This is a genomic window from Caballeronia sp. LjRoot31, from assembly GCF_964253885.1.
In the GTDB taxonomy this organism is placed as follows: domain Bacteria; phylum Pseudomonadota; class Gammaproteobacteria; order Burkholderiales; family Burkholderiaceae; genus Caballeronia.
Genome location: NZ_CAXURX020000001.1, coordinates 1,072,703 through 1,091,569 on the forward strand (window position 1 = coordinate 1,072,703; position 18,867 = coordinate 1,091,569).

At 60.3% G+C, this 18,867-nt stretch carries 17 protein-coding genes; 6 read left to right on the forward strand and 11 right to left on the reverse strand.

What is annotated here, in order from left to right:
• Positions 1–3: 3 nt before the first annotated feature.
• Positions 4–426: an MFS transporter gene (locus ACSQ8V_RS04680; protein ID WP_436205031.1), complete on the reverse strand. Its 423-nt coding sequence runs from the start codon at positions 424–426 to the stop codon at positions 4–6.
• Complete coding sequence (locus tag ACSQ8V_RS04685) at positions 314–1,207, reverse strand: MFS transporter (protein WP_436205032.1); 894 nt, start codon at positions 1,205–1,207, stop codon at positions 314–316. The genes ACSQ8V_RS04680 and ACSQ8V_RS04685 overlap by 113 nt, the downstream gene beginning before the upstream one ends.
• A 184-nt stretch (positions 1,208–1,391) precedes the next feature.
• Between ACSQ8V_RS04685 and ACSQ8V_RS04690 the strand changes: the two genes are divergently transcribed.
• Positions 1,392–2,039, forward strand: a complete 648-nt coding sequence (locus tag ACSQ8V_RS04690; RefSeq protein ID WP_436205033.1) for a TetR family transcriptional regulator C-terminal domain-containing protein — start codon at positions 1,392–1,394, stop codon at positions 2,037–2,039.
• A 43-nt stretch (positions 2,040–2,082) separates the two neighbouring features.
• On the opposite strand, the gene ACSQ8V_RS04695 is transcribed toward ACSQ8V_RS04690, so the two are convergent.
• Positions 2,083–2,664: a TetR/AcrR family transcriptional regulator gene (locus tag ACSQ8V_RS04695; RefSeq protein WP_213762574.1), complete on the reverse strand. Its 582-nt coding sequence runs from the start codon at positions 2,662–2,664 to the stop codon at positions 2,083–2,085.
• Between the two features lie 174 nt (positions 2,665–2,838).
• On the opposite strand from ACSQ8V_RS04695, the gene ACSQ8V_RS04700 reads away from it, so the two are divergent.
• Both ACSQ8V_RS04700 and ACSQ8V_RS04705 read left to right on the forward strand, forming a co-directional pair.
• Positions 2,839–2,994, forward strand: a complete 156-nt coding sequence (locus ACSQ8V_RS04700; protein ID WP_436205034.1) for a hypothetical protein — start codon at positions 2,839–2,841, stop codon at positions 2,992–2,994.
• On the forward strand, positions 2,991–4,445 hold the full coding sequence (locus ACSQ8V_RS04705) for an MATE family efflux transporter (protein WP_436205035.1): 1,455 nt from the start codon (positions 2,991–2,993) through the stop codon (positions 4,443–4,445). Before ACSQ8V_RS04700 ends, ACSQ8V_RS04705 begins: the two co-directional genes overlap by 4 nt.
• A 221-nt stretch (positions 4,446–4,666) precedes the next feature.
• Here the strand turns inward: ACSQ8V_RS04705 and ACSQ8V_RS04710 are convergent, their stop codons facing one another.
• The 4 genes from ACSQ8V_RS04710 to ACSQ8V_RS04725 all read right to left on the reverse strand — a co-directional run bounded on the left by ACSQ8V_RS04710 (position 4,667) and on the right by ACSQ8V_RS04725 (position 8,603).
• Positions 4,667–5,743: an alkene reductase gene (locus ACSQ8V_RS04710; RefSeq protein WP_436205036.1), complete on the reverse strand. Its 1,077-nt coding sequence runs from the start codon at positions 5,741–5,743 to the stop codon at positions 4,667–4,669.
• Between the two features lie 194 nt (positions 5,744–5,937).
• On the reverse strand, positions 5,938–6,237 hold the full coding sequence (locus tag ACSQ8V_RS04715) for a winged helix-turn-helix domain-containing protein (RefSeq protein ID WP_213762578.1): 300 nt from the start codon (positions 6,235–6,237) through the stop codon (positions 5,938–5,940).
• A gap of 92 nt (positions 6,238–6,329) precedes the next feature.
• Positions 6,330–7,466, reverse strand: coding sequence for a Gfo/Idh/MocA family protein (locus tag ACSQ8V_RS04720; protein WP_436205037.1), 1,137 nt, complete (start codon positions 7,464–7,466; stop codon positions 6,330–6,332).
• A gap of 252 nt (positions 7,467–7,718) precedes the next feature.
• Positions 7,719–8,603, reverse strand: a complete 885-nt coding sequence (locus ACSQ8V_RS04725; RefSeq protein WP_436205038.1) for a LysR substrate-binding domain-containing protein — start codon at positions 8,601–8,603, stop codon at positions 7,719–7,721.
• A 152-nt stretch (positions 8,604–8,755) separates the two neighbouring features.
• Here ACSQ8V_RS04725 and ACSQ8V_RS04730 point away from each other — a divergent pair, with 152 nt between their 5' ends.
• Together ACSQ8V_RS04730 and ACSQ8V_RS04735 are read left to right on the forward strand one after the other, a co-directional pair.
• A complete protein-coding gene (locus tag ACSQ8V_RS04730; RefSeq protein ID WP_436205039.1) occupies positions 8,756–9,865 on the forward strand; it encodes an alkene reductase in 1,110 nt (369 codons plus the stop codon).
• A gap of 9 nt (positions 9,866–9,874) precedes the next feature.
• Complete coding sequence (locus tag ACSQ8V_RS04735) at positions 9,875–11,098, forward strand: MFS transporter (RefSeq protein ID WP_436205040.1); 1,224 nt, start codon at positions 9,875–9,877, stop codon at positions 11,096–11,098.
• A gap of 8 nt (positions 11,099–11,106) precedes the next feature.
• On the opposite strand, the gene ACSQ8V_RS04740 is transcribed toward ACSQ8V_RS04735, so the two are convergent.
• From ACSQ8V_RS04740 to hemL, 3 genes are read right to left on the reverse strand one after another with little or no spacing between them, the layout of a single operon-like run.
• Positions 11,107–11,748 carry a riboflavin synthase gene (locus tag ACSQ8V_RS04740; RefSeq protein ID WP_436205041.1) on the reverse strand — a complete coding sequence of 214 codons (642 nt, stop codon included), beginning with the start codon at positions 11,746–11,748 and terminating at the stop codon, positions 11,107–11,109.
• 29 nt (positions 11,749–11,777) lie between these two features.
• Positions 11,778–12,914: a bifunctional diaminohydroxyphosphoribosylaminopyrimidine deaminase/5-amino-6-(5-phosphoribosylamino)uracil reductase RibD gene (gene ribD / locus ACSQ8V_RS04745; protein WP_436205042.1), complete on the reverse strand. Its 1,137-nt coding sequence runs from the start codon at positions 12,912–12,914 to the stop codon at positions 11,778–11,780.
• A gap of 11 nt (positions 12,915–12,925) precedes the next feature.
• Positions 12,926–14,209, reverse strand: a complete 1,284-nt coding sequence (gene hemL / locus ACSQ8V_RS04750; RefSeq protein WP_436205043.1) for a glutamate-1-semialdehyde 2,1-aminomutase — start codon at positions 14,207–14,209, stop codon at positions 12,926–12,928.
• Positions 14,210–14,622: 413 nt separating this feature from the next.
• Here hemL and ACSQ8V_RS04755 point away from each other — a divergent pair, with 413 nt between their 5' ends.
• Positions 14,623–15,846: a Bcr/CflA family multidrug efflux MFS transporter gene (locus ACSQ8V_RS04755; RefSeq protein WP_436205044.1), complete on the forward strand. Its 1,224-nt coding sequence runs from the start codon at positions 14,623–14,625 to the stop codon at positions 15,844–15,846.
• A gap of 50 nt (positions 15,847–15,896) precedes the next feature.
• Here ACSQ8V_RS04755 and ACSQ8V_RS04760 read toward each other — a convergent pair whose 3' ends face one another.
• Positions 15,897–18,020: a prolyl oligopeptidase family serine peptidase gene (locus tag ACSQ8V_RS04760; RefSeq protein WP_436205045.1), complete on the reverse strand. Its 2,124-nt coding sequence runs from the start codon at positions 18,018–18,020 to the stop codon at positions 15,897–15,899.
• Between the last annotated feature and the right edge of the window lie 847 nt (positions 18,021–18,867).

The following is an 18,867-nucleotide window of genomic DNA, read 5'->3' on the forward strand; positions in this document are numbered from 1 at the left end:
AAATTAAGCCGGGATAGGAGACGGTAGGGTGATTAAAAGCGGAAGCACGATGACGATGATGGCAAACATGGCTATGGCGGTTGAACCAAGATCAATCGCTACTTCAAGCCCCCAGGTAGTGGCCGTGGCGCCGAGAAGGAGCGCAACGAACCCCTGCATCAGGTAAGCGACCAGGTATAGGGCTGAAAACGTACCGCCTCGATGATGCGTGGGCGCATAGGTATTAATTAAGCTCAGACCGCCGAGGAACAAGAGGCTGTAACCGATTCCCGTCACTGCAATTGACGCAAGAAAGATTGCCAGGGAGTGTTGGTCAACTGATAGCGCGAGGAGAGCCATCCCGATTGCGGAAGCGAATCCTCCGAGCGTCATGGCCAAACGGGACGGAAGGCGCTTCGCCAGAAGTCCGCATATGCCCCACACCACGGCGAACAGCGAGATCGCCGCGCCATCGACCAGTGTGTTTGCCGAAGCCGACGAGATCGTGCGCGATCTGAGCACCAAGCGACAGGACCAGCGCACCGACGACGTAGGCAGTCAGGATCGCGGTGGACGACATGGCGAATACTTGGCGAAGGCCTTTGGGTATGCTGGGCGCCTTGAAATGCCAAGGTCCGGAAGTTTCGCCCGATGTGTGGCGCGGCAAGAACCACGCGGCCACGAACACCGCAGCGAGAACAATGAATAACACCCAGAAGTTCAGGCGCGTGGGAAAGGGGGCGTACTCGATCAGCGCGCCTGCGCTGAGTGTTGCCGCCGCTAACCCGACTGCCTGGGCGACAGTAGTGATGGAACTCGCGCGCTTTGCCTGGCCCGCTGCGCTGAACTCGATCATCGCGGCAGTCGATGGGCCAGCGGATAAGCCGACGCCGAGGCCCATGAACGACCGGCCGATGAAGATCCAGAAGACATTCGGCGCGATAGCGAACAGCAGTACGCCCACCAGCGACGCGGCCAGCCCGAGCAACATCGTGGCGCGGCGTCCTATGTGATCGGAGATATCGCCAAGACATATGAGTACGCCGACGACAACGATGGGATAGATGGCGAAGATCGCGGTCGTAGTAGTGGTATTCAGGCCCCACTCTGATGCGTAGAGCCGATAGGTCATAGCCGGCGCCGCGCTGGTCCAGAGCGTGTGGGCAACGATAGCCGCCGCGACCCAGAAACTGGCTCGCTTTCCGAGTTGCCGCGGCGTGCCGTTCATGACTGAACTCCGATGGGTGTTGACGGATAATACGACTGGCCGTATTATCCGTCAACACCCATCGCGTGGGAGCAGGCGCCAATTCATTCGACCGCAACCGTTAAGTGCCCCTCGATGGGCTAACCTGCTTCACCCGATAAAATACATACGATCGGTCGTATAAATCAGGTATCTGAGGGATTTCATGGCTTCAAAAGTGCGCGAGAAAATTGTCGATGCTGCGGTAGATCGCTTTCACGCGCTCGGATTCAGTGCGTGCAGCGTGCAAGACATTGTCGACAAGGCCGGTTTGCCGAAGGGTACGTTTTATAACTATTTCAAGGCAAAGGAACTCCTGGCACTGGAGGTGCTGGAGGTCTACGGAAAAGACTGCGAGAGAGAGACGCTGTCAGACAAAACCCTCGCGCCGCTCGATCGTATTCGAAACCACTTCGAATTCATGGCGGCGCGGTTTGCTCGTTCCGGTTATGACAAGGGATGTCTGATTTGCAACTTTGCTGCCGAGACGTCGGACACCATGCCGCTGATCCGAGAGGCTCTCGATCAGTCTCTCAACGCATTGAGTGAGCTCATAGAAGTCGCCATTCGCGAGGCTCAGTCGGAAGGCAGCGTGACTACCGATCTCGACGCCGGGAAGGTGGCGCGCTTCTTGACCAATAGCTGGGAAGGGGCGGTGATACGAATGAAAGTCGTCGATAGCCGGGAGCCGCTCGACGACTTCTTTTCAATCGCATTTTCGCTTTTGACGCGTCCGAATCCAAACAGCCGGGCACCTCGAAAACCGGCGGCCAAGGTCTCCGCCAAGCGGGCCGAGGGCCCGCGAACGAAATAACGGATCGGCAAAATCGCCAGGCGACGGCTTGCGCCCGATCCGGTCAACCAGCGTCCCTGTTGATAAACGCGATAGCAGCCTCGATGCCGCTTTCCAAAATCTCGTCGGAAAAGTTCTTGTCGCTGACAGCACGAGCTAGCTGGAGCGTTCCTACCATCATTCCATACAAAGCGATGGCATCACGCCGGCGCGCTTGCGCCGAAGGCGCCGGGAATTGAGCGGCCATCAGCTCAATGAACTCATCGATCTTCGAGGTGAAAACCTCACGAGTGGATTTCGGGTGGCGCGCGACCTCCGCGGCGAGCGCCGAGGTCGTGCAGCCCTTCCCTGGATGATCCCTATGGCGTGCGCTAAGGTAGTTTCGGACGACGCCCTCAAGACCCGCGCCGCTATCGATTACTCCGCCCAACAGCTCCTTGCGTTTGCCGAGTGCGTCAAGCAGGACCTGGCGAAACAAATCTTCCTTTGATTCGAAGTGCGTATAGAAAGCGCCATTCGTCAGACCGGCATCGGACATGACTGAGGCGATGCCGGCGGCAGCGACCCCTTGCTCGCGGAACCGTCGCGAAGCTACATCAATGATGTGTTGCCGCGTTACGTCGCTATGTCCTTTTTCGTATCGCATGGTGCGTTTCTCCTTAACAAATGCCGCTGCCGCCGCACTCCCTATGACTCGTTGGCGTCGTTCGCCCCGGGTTGAGCGGAATCGCCGAATCAATTGATACGGTCCATGCGTATAGGATTATACTCATACTTTAAAATTACGATCGTAATTCAATAAACCAGCGTAAGGACTCGCATGAAACCTCAAGACAAGGTTGCACTTATCACCGGAGACGCGGCGCATATCCATGCCGCAGAGATCGTCGCGGACGGCGGGCATGCGGGGGCGCCCGCTGGCGTGCCGATCGATAGGCTTTCGGTAGCGCCGCTGTCGACGGTGAATCCGTCATGACAGAATCGTCTACCGCTACCGCAGATATCGACGCAGGCGTCGTCGCCAGTCCGGGCAATCCCGGCAATCCCGGCTCGCCCAGAACGGCGGCCGCTAGTCGCAAGGCGGCCGCGCGCAAGGCGATCCTTGAGGGTCCGATTCTGTCCACCTTGCTTCGATTGTCATTGCCAACGCTGATCGTTCTGCTGGCTCAAACTGCGGTCAATATCGCTGAGGCCTACTACGTCGGCTTCCTGGGCACGAGTGCGCTGGCCGGCGTCGCGCTCGTCTTTCCCGTCTTCATGCTGATGATGACGATGTCCGCGGGCGGTCTGGGCAGCGGTGTGGGATCGGCCGTGGCACGAGCCGTCGGAGCAGGGCGGCAGGAGGACGCCGACGCGCTTGTTCTACATGCCATTGTCCTTGCAGTTATCGTTGGCGCCGTCTTCACGCTCGGGATCCTTTGGTGTGGCCCGCTGTTGTACCGTGCGCTCGGTGGCAGGAACGCCGCACTGGATGCTGCCGTCGAGTACTCGAACAATTTGTTCGCCGCATCGATTGCCGTATGGATCGTCAACCTGCTCGCAGCCGCGCTACGAGGATCGGGCAACGTGAAGGTTCCTGCCACGGTGACATTGATCGGCGCGCTTGTCATGATTCCGGCCTCTCCGATCCTGATCTTCGGTTTCGGTCCGATCCCGCGTCTCGGAATCGGCGGCGCCGGCCTTGCGTTTGCCATCTATTACGGCGCCGCCACGCTGGTATTACTGCGCTACATGATGTCGGGTCGCTCCGGTTTGACGCTGAAATTCGCGCGGCTGGAGGGCAGGCTCTTTGCGTCGATTCTCAAAGTGGGCGCGCCCGCCGCGCTCAATACGGTCCAGACCAATCTGACTGTCATCCTCGTTACCGGCGCCGTGGGCCTGTTCGGAACGAGTGTGCTTGCGGGATACGGTATCGCGTCGCGCCTCGACTACGTGATGATCCCGATCCTGTTTGGATTGTCGTCCGGGGTGCTCACCATGGTGGGCATCAACATTGGCGCGGGACAAGTCGCGCGTGCGAAACAGATCGCGTGGGTGTCTGTCGCGGTCGGTGTTGGCCTGACCGAAACGATCGGTCTGATCGTCGCCCTGTGGCCACTGTCGTGGTTGCATCTCTTCAGTCACGATGCCAATGTGCTGGCGCCTGCCATGACCTACCTGCACATTGTCGCTCCCGCCTATGGCCTTCTGGGATTTGGCTTTGTTATCTCCTTTGCAGCGCAAGGCGCTGGCCATGTTCTATGGCCGTACCTGGGCTCGACCTTACGGATGATCATAGCCGCGGGTATTGGCTTGATAGCGGTCAAGTTCCTTGGGGCCGGCATGCCTGGACTGGCGGCGATTGTCGCTGCGTCGCTCGCCGCTTACACGCTGGTGACGGCGATAGCGATGACCTCGCGCAAAGTATGGAGCCCTAACCGTAGCTGAAGCCCGGATGCCGCCGGACCCTTGGTGGCTTCGTAACGACGTAACGACGTAACGAGGGCGAGTACACCCTGGTTTTTACCCACGCAGGGTGGGATAGGGCCGCATCAGGTACCAAGGTAACCGGCGCCAGGTCCAGATTTCCCGGTCACACTACCTGCCATGTATAAAAGGCCGCTCGTTGATCCTTGGCATCAGACCGGATCAACGAGCGGATTACATCGTTACGCCGCTTCCATTGCTGGATAGTCGGTGTACCCGACCGGGCCTCGTACATAGTAGTGCTCCGGGCGCGGCGTATTCAGCGGAGCACCTGCCTTGAAGCGTGCCGGCAGGTCAGGGTTGGCAATGAACGGAATGCCAAACGCCACTGCATCCGCCTTCCCGATTTCCAGCCAGGCGCTGGCGCTCTCCTGCGTGAACAACTCATTCGCAATGTAGGTACCGCCGAACTCTTTCTTCAGGAGCGGTCCGATGCTGTCTTCACCTTCTTTTTCGCGGGTGCAGATAAAGGCAATCTTGCGCTTGCCCAGTTCGCGTGCGACGTATTTGAATGTTTCGAGCAGGTTATCGTCCCCCATGCTGTGATCGACGTGACCGTCCTCACCCGCGTCGGCGCGAGGCGCAAGATGCACACCTACGCGGCCCGGCCCCCACACTCCGATTGCAGCGTCAGTCACTTCGAGAAGCAGTCGCGCACGGTTTTCGCGGGAACCACCATATTGATCGGTACGCTTGTTCGTGCTGCTCTGGAGGAACTGGTCCAGGAGGTATCCATTGGCGCCGTGGACCTGAACACCATCAAAACCGGCCCGCTTTGCGTTATCTGCACCTTGCCGATAAGCCTCGACGATTCCAGCAACTTCTGATGTTTCCAAGGCACGCGGGACCGGAAAATCGACCTTGGGACGGATCAGGCTGACATGTCCCCGTGCCGCAATTGCGCTGGGCGCGACAGGCGTCTGGCCATCGAGATAGGTCGGGTGAGAGATGCGGCCGACATGCCAAAGCTGCATGAAGATTCTGCCGCCGGCATCGTGGATGGCCTTGGTGACCTCGGTCCATCCGAGCACCTGCTCCTCCGACCAGATTCCGGGGGTATCGGGATAGCCGACGCCCATCGGGGTAACCGACACTGCCTCGCTGAGGATCAGGCCGGCAGACGCTCGCTGGGCATAGTATTGCGCCATGAGCGCGTTGGGCACACGGTCTTCGGCGCGGCAACGGGTCAGGGGCGCCATGATGATGCGATTCGGCAGTTCGAGATCACCGAGCTTGATAGGATCAAAAAGTGTAGTCATAACTCAAGTTCAAGAATGAAGAGATTGAAAATCCACATCGCTTGTCGATTCGATAGTTAGACAATCGTCTAACTATCGATGGCAATGTGGGTACACGGGCCGTGATACCGGACTCGTCAGTCCACTTCCACGGATTTTCCGCCGACGCTGATCAGGCTGTCTTTGCAGATGGAAGATGCAAGGCCTGCAAGAAACTAGATTGTCGAGAGTTGATGGAGATAAGCCTGGAGGACATCACGTTTGATCTTCAAGTTCATGAATTTCCCTTCGCGGATTATCTCGATCAGCCCTGCACGTTCCAATTCCTTGATGTGATGCGAAAGTGTGGCTGCTGTCACGCCATGCGTGGTAAGCAGCGCGGTGCACGGATATGCGCCGGTCGTGGAGCCGACTTCCTTGAGTATCTGATATCGCCGTGGGGCCGCCAGAGCCTGAGCAATCAACTCAAACTGTCTTTCAGTTATAGCGCTCCTTGCTTGGCGGGATGGTTTCACGATTCACTCTCAATACGATAGTTAGGCAATCATCTAAATATACCCCCAATTAGTCCCCCATGAGCGGACGGGCGCTCGGCCGGCTGCCCGGCTTAACCGGGCGTGCTGAAGGAGAGCTGGACGCGCTTGCCCTCACGATTCGATTCCACGATCTGTTCAATCAGTTCATGCATGCGGATCGCGTCCGCGAAAGTCGGCGCAAGCGTCGAACCGGTCTTTACGTCACGTGCATGGGCGGCGTACAGGTTCGCCAATTCAACAACACTCGCCCCGAGTTTTCCCGGCGGCAGCCATTCATATTCCGCCGGAATAGCCAGCGTGGTTAGCGGCTGTGCGTCACCTCGCGCGATTTCTATGCGGTTGAAAGCGTCGCCGAAGCTGGTGGTATTCGAGATTTTCAGATCGCCCTTGCTGCCGGTGATATCGATCTGCACTCCGAAATTATTACGTTTTCCCGCCTCGAGATGGACCGTCAGCACGGCGCCATTGGCGAAAGTCCCTGCCAGCACCACCTGGTCAGGGCTGGTGTGCGGCAGCGTTTCTCCGGTTTCTATCAGAGTGACTTCTTTGAACTGGTTGACAGTCAGCGCAGACAGGCTCTGCGGATAGCCGACCATCGTCGTGAACAAAGCGTCCAGGAAATGGCCGCCATAGATCGACAGAAGGCTGGAGAAGTTCTCTTCGGGTACCGTGTAGTAAAGCGACGCAGGCCGTTCACGCTGGAAGTACTCGACACTCACATGCAGGCGCACCGAACGTACTTCTCCGATCTCGCCCTGGTCCAGCAAATCGCGCACATAACGGTAGCCCGGATTGAGCCGCCGCTGCAGACCGATGATGGTGCGTACGCCCGCCTTGTCGGCCAACGCGAGCAACTCGCTCGACAACGCAGTGCTCGGCGTCAGGGGCCATTCGCAGTAGATGTCCTTGCCGGCCGCGATGGCAGCGCGGATGCCCTCTTCGTGCTGGAACGCGGGCGTCAACACGAGTACGAGATCCACTTCGGGATGCGACGCCAGTTCCTGCAGCGATGCTGCCGCGTATTTGAAGCCATGGCGGGCGACCAGCGATGCCGCCTTTTCCTGGCTGCGGCTATACACCGCCGTCAGTTCATATTCCGGCAGCAGTTTCAGCGAAGGGAGGTGCCCATATTCCGACCAATGGCCCAGGCCAATGACGCCGACCCTGATTTTGCCGGAGCCCGAAGCTGGCGTCGCGATGTTGTTCAAGAGAACTCCCCAATGTAAGGCTGTGCGGATGACCCTGCTCAGCGACATCGCAATAGTAGAGTTTGTGGGAATGAAGATAAATGGTCTTGGGTTCCGATCATTTCGGACATCTGAGTCCGCTACCACGACAGGTTTGACACGCCGCCGCCGCGAGCGCGGTCTACCTACCAGACACCGTTCCTCCAGGCGATGCGCGATGCAGCCCATGTGACGGCCGCGGGAGTTCGCCCCTGGCGCCACATCCTGCTCGATCTAGATTTGCAGATTCTCGCTGACATAGTCGATGAAAACGCGCAGCTTGGGCGAGGCGTAACGGCTTGCCGGCCACAAGATCCAGAAGGTGACGGTCTGATCCATGAAATCATCCAGCACGATATGTAATGCACCGCTCGCCAGAGCATCCCGCACGAGGAAGGTTGGCAGGAGGGCCAAGCCCTTGTCCTGAAGCGCAAGAAAGCCCAGGACTTCAATGGTGTTGCTGACGAATGTTTGCGGTAACTCCGGCTCCGCTTCCGATGCAGCGAGCTGGAACGGCCAGCGTTCCAGCTTGCCGCTGACGGGAAATTTATGCAGCAAACAGGCGTGCCGAACGAGTTCGGAAGGATGCGTGGGTACCCCGTGTCGCTTGAGATATCCGGTCGAGGCGACCAGCACTTGCCCGCAGGAACCCAGGCGTCGGGATACCAGCCGCGAGTCGTGCTGCTCACCGGTGCGAATGACGGCATCGAAACCTTCCTCGATGATATCCACCATGCGATCGGAGAGATCGACATCGAGCTCGATTTCCGGGTATTTCGTCATGAAGCCGTCCAGCACGGGCATGATCAGGCCGGACAGTTGCGGCGTGCTGATCCGCAACCTTCCACGAGGGCTGCCTGCGGCATCGGACAGTTCGGCTTCCGCCGCTTCGACCTCACCGAGGATGCGCCGGCACCGTTCCAGGAACAAGGCGCCTTCGGCCGTCAACGTGATGCTGCGCGTGCTGCGGTGAAAGAGCCGCACGCCCAGGCGATCCTCGATACGCGCAATGCTTTTGCCCACCGCCGAGGACGATACGCCGAGCAACCGTCCCGCCTCGGTAAAACTGCGGGTTTCAGCCACCTGCACAAACATCGAAATGCCACTGAGGCTGTCCATCGCCGCGTCCCGGGATCAATTTAAGACATATGTGTCCGATATATTCGGAACCTTAGCCTATTTTTCTTCTCCCGTTCAGTCCATACACTGTCCTCAAGGTCGAAAACCCGCTGTTGATCCAACTTCACCAGCCACTGAATCTTGAGGAAATCATGTCCAAACTTCATTCCACCGTCAAAGTCGGTCCCTACGAATTTTCCCATCGAGTGGTGCTGGCGCCGCTCACCCGCATGCGCGCCGAAGAAGGCGCCAAGCCGGGCCCGTTGATGGCCGAGTACTACGCACAACGCACTTCAGAAGGCGGCTTCCTGATTGGCGAAGCCACCATCGCTGCGCCCAACGGTAACGGCTACCTGGGTGCGCCCGGCCTGTACGACGACAGTCAGATTGCCGGCTGGAAGCTCGCGACCGACGCGGTGCATGCCAAAGGCGGCCGCATCTTCTTGCAGCTTTATCACGCTGGCCGCCAGTCCAACAGCCAGTTGCAGCCGGGTGGCGCCCAGCCGGTGGCACCCTCCGCCGTGCCGCATGGCGGCGTCGCGTACACCGAAGCGGGCTGGGTCCCGAACACGCCCAGCCGCGCGCTGACCCTCTCCGAGATCGCCGATCTGGTCGAGAGCTTCCGCACCGCGGCCATTCGCGGCAAGGAGGCCGGTTTCGACGGTGTTGAACTGCACGCCGCCAACGGCTACTTGTTCGACCAGTTCCTGCAGGACGGCAGCAACAAACGCACCGATATTTACGGCGGCTCGTTCGAAAACCGTGCCCGCTTCCTGATCGAAGTGACTCAGGCCGTCATCTCGGTCTGGGGCAGCGAACGCGTGGCGGTGCGCCTCGGCCCGAGCGGCACCTGGGGCGATATGTCCGACAGCAATCCGGAAGCGCTCTTCACTTACGTAGCGGAGGAACTGGACAAACTGAATCTGGCCTACCTGCATCTGATCGAGCCGCGTGTGCTCGGCAACGTCGATGACGACAGCAAGGATCAGAACCCCGTTGCCGCGCAACTGATTCGCAAGCACTACAAGGGCACGATCATTGCTGCTGGCGGCTTCAAGGGCCACACGGCCGAAGCCATCTTGCAGGCGGGTGACGCCGATCTGGTCGCATTTGGCCGTGACTTCATCGCCAATCCGGATCTGCCCGAACGCCTGCGCCTCCAGTTGCCTTTGAATCCGTATGACCGTCCCAGTTTCTTTGGCGGCACGGACGTCGGTTATACGGACTATCCGTTCTATCGCAAGGACGCGGTAGCAGCGTAAGCGGAGCCCATGATGAACTCCACCACCATGCGCATTTCCCTTGCGCCGCTGTACTGGCTGGCGCTCGGCACGTTCGCAGTCGGCACCGAGAGCTTCATGATCGCCGGCCTGCTGCCCGATATAGCCGCCGACCTGCATACGAGCATTGTCGCCACGGGCCAGTTGGTGACGGTGTTTGCTTTGGCGTACGCACTCAGCTCACCGGTCCTGACGGCCCTGACAGGCGCGTTCCATCGACGCAGGCTGATGATCCTGTCACTGTCGGCCTTCACGCTGGCTAACGTCATTGCGTGGGCCGCCCAGAACTATTGGGAATTGATGGCGGCGCGCATCCTGCTTGCAGCCGCCGCCGGCCTGTACGTTCCCGGCGCCAATGCGCTGGCCGGCGCCATCGCCGGTCCCGAACGGCGTGGCGCGGCGCTGGCCATCGTCAACGGCGGCATCACGATCGCGGTTGCCTTCGGCGTGCCACTGGGCGCGTTGATCGGTGACCGGCTTGGCTGGCGCATGACGTTTGCGGGCGTCGCCGCGTTGTCCGCGGTGGCCACGGCTGGCTTGCTGTTCGGCCTGCCCCGCACGATAGGCGCGGGATTGCCGACCGCTACGCTGCGCGAACGCATCCATGTCGCACGTCAGCCGGTCATCCTGATGACCTTGCTCGTCACTACGCTGTGGGCAACGGGCGCCTACACGATCTACACCTACCTGGCGCTGTTTATCGCCAAGACGACGCCGCTGCATGGCGCGCAGATTGGATACGTCCTGTTCACGTGGGGTGTTGCTGCAGCGGCGGGTGTGTTGATCGGCGGCAAGGCGGTGGATCGCGTTGGCCCGCGCCGCGTGATCGTCCCGTGCCTGATTGTGTCGATCCTCGCTTTCTCGCTTTTGTCGGCGAGCGCGCACTGGTTGCCGGCAAGCTTGGCGCTGGTCCCTGTCCTGCTGGGCGTGGTGGCCTGGGGTATGGCGCACTGGTCGTTTTACCCCGCGCAGCAAGCAGGGCTGATCAGCATCGCGGGCCTGCGCGGGACGCCGATTGTCCTGTCACTGAACGCCTCGTTCATGTATCTCGGCTTTTCGCTCGGCGCCGCGCTCGGTTCCCTTACCTTGAGTCTCACCTCGGTGAGCGATCTTGGCTGGACCGCTGCCGCCTGCGAAGTAGCGGCGTTGGCCTTGACGGTGTTTATCCGCAAGTTCCTGGTGCGGGGGCAGAAGCTGACTATCGCTGCTGCCTGAAAAAACCGTTATTGCAATGGCTTGTGACCGTCCTGAGACGTCGACAGAATCCGCTCCACATACCGCGCAATCAGATCGATCTCCAGATTGACCTTCGCGCCGGCCAACAAATGCCGCAACGTGGTCACTTCCACCGTATGCGGAATCAGGTTGATCGAAAACTCGCAGCCATCGGGCCGGTCGTTCACGGTATTCACCGTCAGGCTCACGCCGTTCACCGTCACGGAACCCTTATAAGCCAGATATTTACCGATATCCCGCGACGCGAGAATCCGTAACTCATGTGACTCGCCAACAGGGGCGAAATGAGTCACTTCACCAAGACCATCCACATGTCCCGACACCAGATGCCCGCCCAGCCGGTCATGCGCACGCAATGCCTTCTCCAGGTTCACATCGCCGGGTTCGGACAATCCAGCCGTCTTGCTGAGGCTCTCGCGCGAGACATCGACGGCAAAAGACCCGGCGGACTTCTCGATCACGGTCATGCACGCGCCCTGGATCGAGATGCTGTCGCCAAGCTCCACGTCCGCGAGATCCAGCCCGCCGGAGGCCACCGTGAGGCGCACGCCGGTATCGGCATCGGTGGATGAACCCAACGGCGTAACCGCTTCAATGCGGCCGACCGCCGCGACAATTCCTGTGAACATCGTCGAGCTTCCTTACGTTACGTTGTGCGTTAGATAATCGGTTTCGCGTCCGTGGGCGCATCGGTTTTCACCACCGCGAAGCGCGCCAGAATGCGCAGGTCATCACCCAGCCGGTCAATCCTGTGAAACCGCAGATGCGGCCGGGCATCGAGTGTATCGGGTGGCGTGAAATCGAACATGCCCGGCGCGTTGCCCAGCAAACTCGGCGCGAGATAAACGAGCAATTCATCGACACACCCCTCGCGCAGCAGCGAGCCATTAAGCTTGTGGCCCGCTTCCACGTGCAATTCGTTAATGCCGCGATCAGCGAGAACGCCGAGCATGGCGGGCAGATCGACCTTGCCGTGCTCGTTCGTCAATGGCGTGAATTCGATGCCGCGTTCGCGCAGCGCATCGGCTTTCGCGGGGTCGGGCTCGGCGCCGCAAAATACCCACGGCGGCGCACCTTCCAGGATCCGCGCGGTGAGCGGCACGTCAAGGCGGCTGTCGATCAGTACCCGCTGCGGCTGGCGCGGCGTTTCAATCGCGCGCACGGTCAGTTGAGGATCGTCCTCGCGCACCGTGCCGATGCCCGTCAAAATCGCGCACGCCCGCGCGCGCCATGCGTGACCATCGGCTCGCGCCGCTTCACCGGTAATCCACTGGCTTTCGCCGGTCGGCAAACCCGTGCGGCCATCCAGCGTAGCGGCGACCTTCATGCGTACCCACGGCCGGCGTCGCGTCATGCGCGATACAAAGCCGATGTTCATCTCGTACGCTTCATTGGCCAGCAGGCCGCAGCGCACATCGATACCCGCATCGCGGAGAATCGCCAGTCCGCGCCCGGATACAGCCGGATTCGGATCTTCCATCGCGGCGATCACCTTGGCGACCCGCGCGTCGATCAGCGCGTGCACGCACGGCGGCGTGCGGCCGAAATGGCTGCATGGTTCGAGCGTGACGTAGGCGGTGGCCCCCCGCGGATCATGGCCGCGCGCCCGTGCGTCTTTCAACGCGCGAATCTCGGCGTGATCCTGACCGGCCGGCTGCGTGAAACCTTCGCCAATCACGTCGCCGTCCTTCACCAGCACGCAGCCGACGCGCGGATTCGGCGTCGTCGTGTACATGCCACGCGCGGCCAGCGCCAGCGCGCGCTCCATGTGCGAGAAATCGGTCTGCGAGAACATGGCGGCGGCTCTTAAGCGGCGAGGCGCGCGAAGGCGCCGCGAGCGGCGTCGAGCGTCGCGTCGATAACGCCGTCGTCGTGGGCGATCGAGACAAACCCCGCTTCATACGCCGACGGCGCGAAGTAGACGCCGGCATCGAGCATCTCGTGGAAAAACGCGTTGAAGCGCTTCGTGTCGCCCTGCGTGACTTCAGCGAAGCTTCCCGGGACGCTATCGGCGAAATACAGCCCGAACATCCCGCCGATAGCGTCCGCCGAGAAGGGCACCTTCGCTTCCTTTGCAACCGAAGCGAGGCCATCGGCGAGACGACGCGTTTGCTTCGTCAGCGTCTCGTAGAACCCCGGCGCCTGGATCAATTGCAGCGTTTTCAACCCGGCTGCGACCGCGACCGGATTCCCTGACAACGTGCCTGCCTGATACACGCCGCCGAGCGGGGCGAGATGCGCCATGATGTCCCGCCGTCCGCCGAACGCTGCCGCCGGCATGCCGCCGCCGATCACCTTGCCCAGGCACGTCAGGTCCGCCTTGATGCCGTAGACCTGTTGCGCGCCACCCAGCGCCACGCGAAAGCCGCACATCACTTCATCGAAAATCAGCACCGAGCCGTACTCGTCGCAACGCGCGCGCAGCGCTTGCAGGAACTCGGGCGTGGCTTTCACGAGGTTCATGTTGCCGGCCACCGGCTCCACGATAATCGACGCGATTTCCGCACCGAACGCGGCAAACGCTTCGTTAAGCTGCACGACGTTGTTGTACTCGAGCACGGTCGTGTGCTTGGCGGTATCGGCGGGAACGCCAGCGGAAGTGGGATTGCCGAACGTCAGCAGACCCGATCCCGCTTTCACGAGCAGGCTGTCCGCGTGACCGTGATAACACCCCTCGAACTTCACGATCCGATCACGCTTCGTGAATCCGCGCGCCAGGCGCAGCGCGCTCATGGTCGCCTCGGTGCCGCTCGACACCATGCGAACCTGTTCTATCGACGGCACCAGCTTGCAGATTTCTTCCGCAATCTCGATCTCGGACTCGGTCGGCGCACCGAACGAAAACCCGTTCGCGAGCACGCGCTGCACGGCCTCAAGCACTTCAGGATGGACGTGGCCGAGGATCATCGGCCCCCAGGAGCCGATGTAGTCGATGTACTGCTTGCCATCGGCGTCCCAGAAATACGGACCTTGCGCGCGTTCGATGAACCGCGGCGTGCCGCCGACCGAGCGAAACGCGCGCACCGGCGAGTTCACACCGCCGGGAATGGTTTTCTGGGCGCGTTCGAAGAGAGCTTCATTTCTGGACATGACGGGGCCTGCACTGGATGACGGGTTCGGCTGGAGAGGGCTGCGGTCGCGGGCTTCTATCAAGCCTGGACGGGCGCCGAGATCGGATCGGGCGGGGTCCGACCGGGTCTCGCGCTTGCGGCTCGCGGCTGCAGGAAATCAAGATGAAATTGTACCGGAGTCGTCTGCATCGAGTCCGCGACGCTCGGTCTGGCGCTGCATTCGAAAAGACACCAGCGCGGCTTATGAAAGCGGGGCGCGTACAATGCACACTGTTTTAAGGCTTTGTTTAAGCCGTTCGCTTGCATGCCGGACGTGGCCGTTGCGAGGTTTTTCGCCCTCGTATCGGGTTGGTTTCGCCACGTGTCACTCGCTACCCGTCACTCGCCAGTTCCGAAAACCGCGCCTTTTTCTCACGCTCCCTTTCGCCTCTCATGCCCGAAATCATCAAGCGCCGTGCCGATCGCCGACTGATCCTGTTGCTCGGTGCGCTGGCGGCGTGCGGCCCGCTTTCCATCGATATGTACCTGCCGAGCCTGCCGGCTCTCGCCACTTCGTTCGGCACGACCGCCGCCGCCGCGCAGATCACGCTGACCAGTTTCATGCTCGGGTTTTCGCTCGGCATGCTCGTGTACGGGCCGCTCTCCGACGCCTACGGGCGCCGGCCGGTGCTGCTGGGCGGCATCGTGTTGTATACGCTTGCGAGCGTCGGGTGCGCGCTGTCGTTTTCCATCGATTCGCTGGTTATCCTGCGCTTCCTGCAGGCGCTCGGCGCGGGGTCGGCGTCGGTTCTGGCGCGGGCCATTGCACGCGATGCCCACGCACCGTCGGATGCCGCCCGGGTGCTGTCGATGCTTGCCATTGTCACGTCGATCGGGCCGCTGCTCGCACCGTTGATAGGTGGCCAGTTGCTGCTGCTTGGGGGGTGGCGCGCGGTGTTCGTCACGCTCACGGTATTCGGCACGATATGCGCGGTCACCACGTATTTGCGCGTGCCGGAAACCTGGCCGCGCGAGAAACGCGCGACATCGGCGCTTGGGCGTTCGTTTGCGGCGTACGGGCGTCTTCTCACCGATCCCGTCACGTGGGGCCACACGTTATGCGGCGGCATGGCATTCGCTTCGATGTTCGCGTATATCACCGCGACGCCGTTTGTGTACATCGACTACTTTCATGTGAAGCCGCAGCACTATGGGTTTTTCTTCGGGCTGAACATTATCGGGATTATCGGCTGGAACGTGGCGAACACGCGGCTGGTCGGGCCGCTGGGATCGCTGAAACTGATTTCGATAGCTTCGTTTGTCAGCGTGATCGCGGCGCTGGCGACGGCGTTCGTGTGTATCACCGGTTTTGGCGGCTTATGGTCGATAGTCGGCTGTCTGTTCTTCGTGGTCGGCGTCGTGGGTTTGTTATCGGCCAACTGCACGACGGATTTGATGCATCGATATCCCCACAACGCAGGGGCCGCAGCCGCGGTGTTCGGCGCGGTGCAGTTGGCGCTCGGTGCGCTGGCGAGCGTTGCCGTCGGGATGTTCCACGATGGTACGCCGCAGGGAATGGGGATCGTGATCGGGGTGACGGGCGTGCTGACGTTCGTCGGCCGGACGCTGGTGCTGCGCTGGCATGGCACGCCGGTGCGGGCGAGTCGGGCCGGGTGATGCAGTCGGGCTTATTTGTTGCGATGTCCGCGCATTCGCTCAGCTAACCATCACCCCCGGCCGACCATCTGCTGCAAGAACGTGAACGCCGTCGCTTCCACGCGAGCGATACTTTCCGCCTCCACGCCCGCGCCGTGACCACCGTCGCGGTTCTCCAGATACCACACGCGTTCATGTCCCAGCGCCTGCATCCGCGCCGCCATTTTGCGGGCGTGGCCGGGATGCACGCGGTCATCGGTCGCCGACGACGTGAACAGCGCCGGCGGATAAACCGCATCGGCTTTCACGTTTTGATACGGCGAGTACGTCATCAGGAAGCGCAGGTCGCGGGCATCGGCGGGGTCGCCGTATTCGTCGATCCACGAGGCGCCTTGCAGCAGCAAGTGAAAGCGTGCCATGTCGAGCAAAGGCACTTCGGACAACACCGCGCCGAACAATTCCGGTCGCTGGACGAGCATCACGCCAGTCAGCAAGCCGCCATTGCTGCCGCCACGAATAGCGAGTTGTTTCGATGTCGTCACGCCCGACGCCACCAGCGCTTCTGCAACGGCGATGAAGTCATCGAAGGCAACCTGGCGTTTCTCGCGCTGTGCCGCCTGATGCCACTCCGGTCCGAACTCGCCGCCGCCGCGAATGTTCGCGACTGCGTACAACCCGCCGCTTTCGAGCCACGCGATGCCCGTGGTCGCGTCGTAATGCGGGTCGAGCGCGACTTCGAAGCCACCATAGCCGTAGAGCAGGCAGGGCGCGGTTTCCTGACCCTTGACGTTCGCCTCACGGCCGATCAGCCAATAGGGAATGGCGACGCCATCGGTTGATATCGCGTGAAGACGCTCGGCGATAAGACCAGTCGCATCGAATTGAGCGGGAAGGCGCGCGAGCAGTTGCCATTCGCTTTCCGGCTGCGCGAAATCGGCGAAGTAAAGCGACGGCGGCGTGAGGAAATGTTCGACGTGAACGAGCACGGTGTCGTCGCGTTCGCTGTCGATGGAATCCACGTACGACTGGCTGGCGGCCGGCAGCGCGAAGTCGCGGCGGGTCCATTCGCCTTCCAGACCAGCCGGGGGGCCAAGCAACTCCACGCGCGGCGAACCATCGTCCATCTGCGACACCACCAGCCAATGCTTCGTGAAGTCGATATCGGCGAGAACATTGCGGCCTGACGGCGTGAACAGCACGGTGAAATTGCGCGCGCCTGTCAGGAAGGCATCGCGGCGGATGACGAGCAGCGAACCGCTCGCGTAGGTCGTTGCGCCCGATTCGTAGGACTCGCGTGGCGTGACAAACAGCCAGCCGTTCCAATGCTCCAGTTCCGCGTGCAGCGGGACATCGTATTGCCGCCACTCGCCCGTGGTTTCATCGAGCCAGTATTGCAGCGTCTCGAAGAACGACGTCGCGCGTGAAGCAAGATGGAGCTTTTCGAGCTGATCGTAATCCACGCCCGCCGATACATCGCGCCGTTTGCCTTCGAAAACCACAGGGGCATCGGCGAGCGGCGTGCCGCGCTTCCATTTGCGCGCCTGGCGTGGAAAGCCGGACGTGGTGAGCGCGGGCTTCTTGCTGTGCGCGCTGTCGTCCCAGCCAACATATACCGTATCGCGATCGATCCACGAGATGCCATGCTTGCCGACATCGGGGAGCGTGAAGCCGTCTTCAACGAAGCGCTGCGTTTCGATATCGAATTCACGGACCATGCACGCGTCCGAGCCTCCCGGCGACAAGCTCACCAACGCGCGGTCCCAGGTGGGGTAGAGCATATCGAAGTCGTGCAGCGCCCAGCGGATGCCGTCCTTGGCGGCGCTCGTGTTCAAGTCGATCTGGTCAACGTCCAGGATCGTTTGCCATTCGGGCGTGCCGGCGAGCCATTTTTGCCAAGCTGTGCGCCGAACTATGCCCAGCGGGTTTTTCTCATCCTGCCAGGTGTTGTAGCCCCAATCGCCGTAACGCGAGCACGAAACGATGCGTTCCTGCGAGGTGTAGGCCTTTGCCAGCCGCTTCGTGAGTGTGTCGGTGTCAGCGGTCTTGCCGAAGGCTTCTGTTGTGCGCGCGTTTTGCGCGCTGACCCATGCGTCGACCCGGGTATCGTCAAGCGTTTCCAGTTCGATAAACGGATCGGGACCATCGGCAACAGGCCATTCGAGTTCGGGGCGTCGGCTGAGGAAGGAATCTGTCATGTCGGGAGGGGAGCCTGCTTTGGGTTGCCGGAGAGCGTGTAGCCGGCCTTGCCGGGAATTCGGAAGGGGAATTGTGCCTGACGGCGTTGCATCACGCCGCGTTGGGCCAAATTCATTTCGCGCTGCGTGCGTTCCTTGGCAACTTCTGCATGCGGCACTATTTAGGCGCTTAACCACGCTCGTCAAGTTCGCTATTGCTGGCCGAGCTCTCGCCTATTTGTGCTGATTATCACGCCCAGCTTCGTCTTATCAGGATCGTAACGAAGCACATCAATTTTTGCAAAAAGCAGGCTCGATGAATATTTCGTTGCAAGGTCATGAATGCAAAATCAGATTGATTATTTATTTGGTTGCAAGTTTTATAGTATATGCCGTGGAGATTGAATCTGAATCGGAAAACTTATTAAAATGCGAGAACATCAAACGAATCAAAAAATAAATAAAGCAATCGGACACTCCCGCATAAGATAGGATGATCTCGAAGGCTAGCAGGTTTATTTAAGGTACAAACCCGGCTAACGCTTAGGCCATTATTCGGTAAAAGCGAAATACTCACTAATTGAACTATCCAATGATTCGTATAAAAATTCGGGCAGCGGGCGTCCATGCCCCATCCTTATCCAGTCAGTGATATCGAGCGAATGTCTCATTGTCATGGTGTGGTAGCTCAAAGAGAGGGGATTGGCGGTGTCGTTCCATTTCCTGTCAATAATCCAGCTAATCCGTCAGGCGATTCAATCTGTATCAACAACGAATTCCTGCTGTATATCGGGATCGTAAATGCGGCAGGGCACATATGCCAAATATCAATGAGGTTGCTCAATGAAATGGCGTGATGGTGATTCGA

Bases quoted from the DNA above. Each gene is read 5' to 3' on its own strand.
- hemL (WP_436205043.1), bottom strand. From the start codon at position 14,209: ATGTCCAGAAATGAAGCTCTCTTCGAACGCGCCCAGAAAACCATTCCC.
- ACSQ8V_RS04735 (WP_436205040.1), top strand. From the start codon at position 9,875: ATGATGAACTCCACCACCATGCGCATTTCCCTTGCGCCGCTGTACTGG.
- ACSQ8V_RS04740 (WP_436205041.1), bottom strand. From the start codon at position 11,748: ATGTTCACAGGAATTGTCGCGGCGGTCGGCCGCATTGAAGCGGTTACG.
- ACSQ8V_RS04695 (WP_213762574.1), bottom strand. From the start codon at position 2,664: ATGCGATACGAAAAAGGACATAGCGACGTAACGCGGCAACACATCATT.
- ACSQ8V_RS04690 (WP_436205033.1), top strand. From the start codon at position 1,392: ATGGCTTCAAAAGTGCGCGAGAAAATTGTCGATGCTGCGGTAGATCGC.
- ACSQ8V_RS04710 (WP_436205036.1), bottom strand. From the start codon at position 5,743: ATGACTACACTTTTTGATCCTATCAAGCTCGGTGATCTCGAACTGCCG.
- ACSQ8V_RS04700 (WP_436205034.1), top strand. From the start codon at position 2,839: ATGAAACCTCAAGACAAGGTTGCACTTATCACCGGAGACGCGGCGCAT.
- ACSQ8V_RS04755 (WP_436205044.1), top strand. From the start codon at position 14,623: ATGCCCGAAATCATCAAGCGCCGTGCCGATCGCCGACTGATCCTGTTG.
- ACSQ8V_RS04725 (WP_436205038.1), bottom strand. From the start codon at position 8,603: ATGGACAGCCTCAGTGGCATTTCGATGTTTGTGCAGGTGGCTGAAACC.
- ribD (WP_436205042.1), bottom strand. From the start codon at position 12,914: ATGTTCTCGCAGACCGATTTCTCGCACATGGAGCGCGCGCTGGCGCTG.
- ACSQ8V_RS04730 (WP_436205039.1), top strand. From the start codon at position 8,756: ATGTCCAAACTTCATTCCACCGTCAAAGTCGGTCCCTACGAATTTTCC.
- ACSQ8V_RS04685 (WP_436205032.1), bottom strand. From the start codon at position 1,207: ATGAACGGCACGCCGCGGCAACTCGGAAAGCGAGCCAGTTTCTGGGTC.
- ACSQ8V_RS04760 (WP_436205045.1), bottom strand. From the start codon at position 18,020: ATGACAGATTCCTTCCTCAGCCGACGCCCCGAACTCGAATGGCCTGTT.
- ACSQ8V_RS04705 (WP_436205035.1), top strand. From the start codon at position 2,991: ATGACAGAATCGTCTACCGCTACCGCAGATATCGACGCAGGCGTCGTC.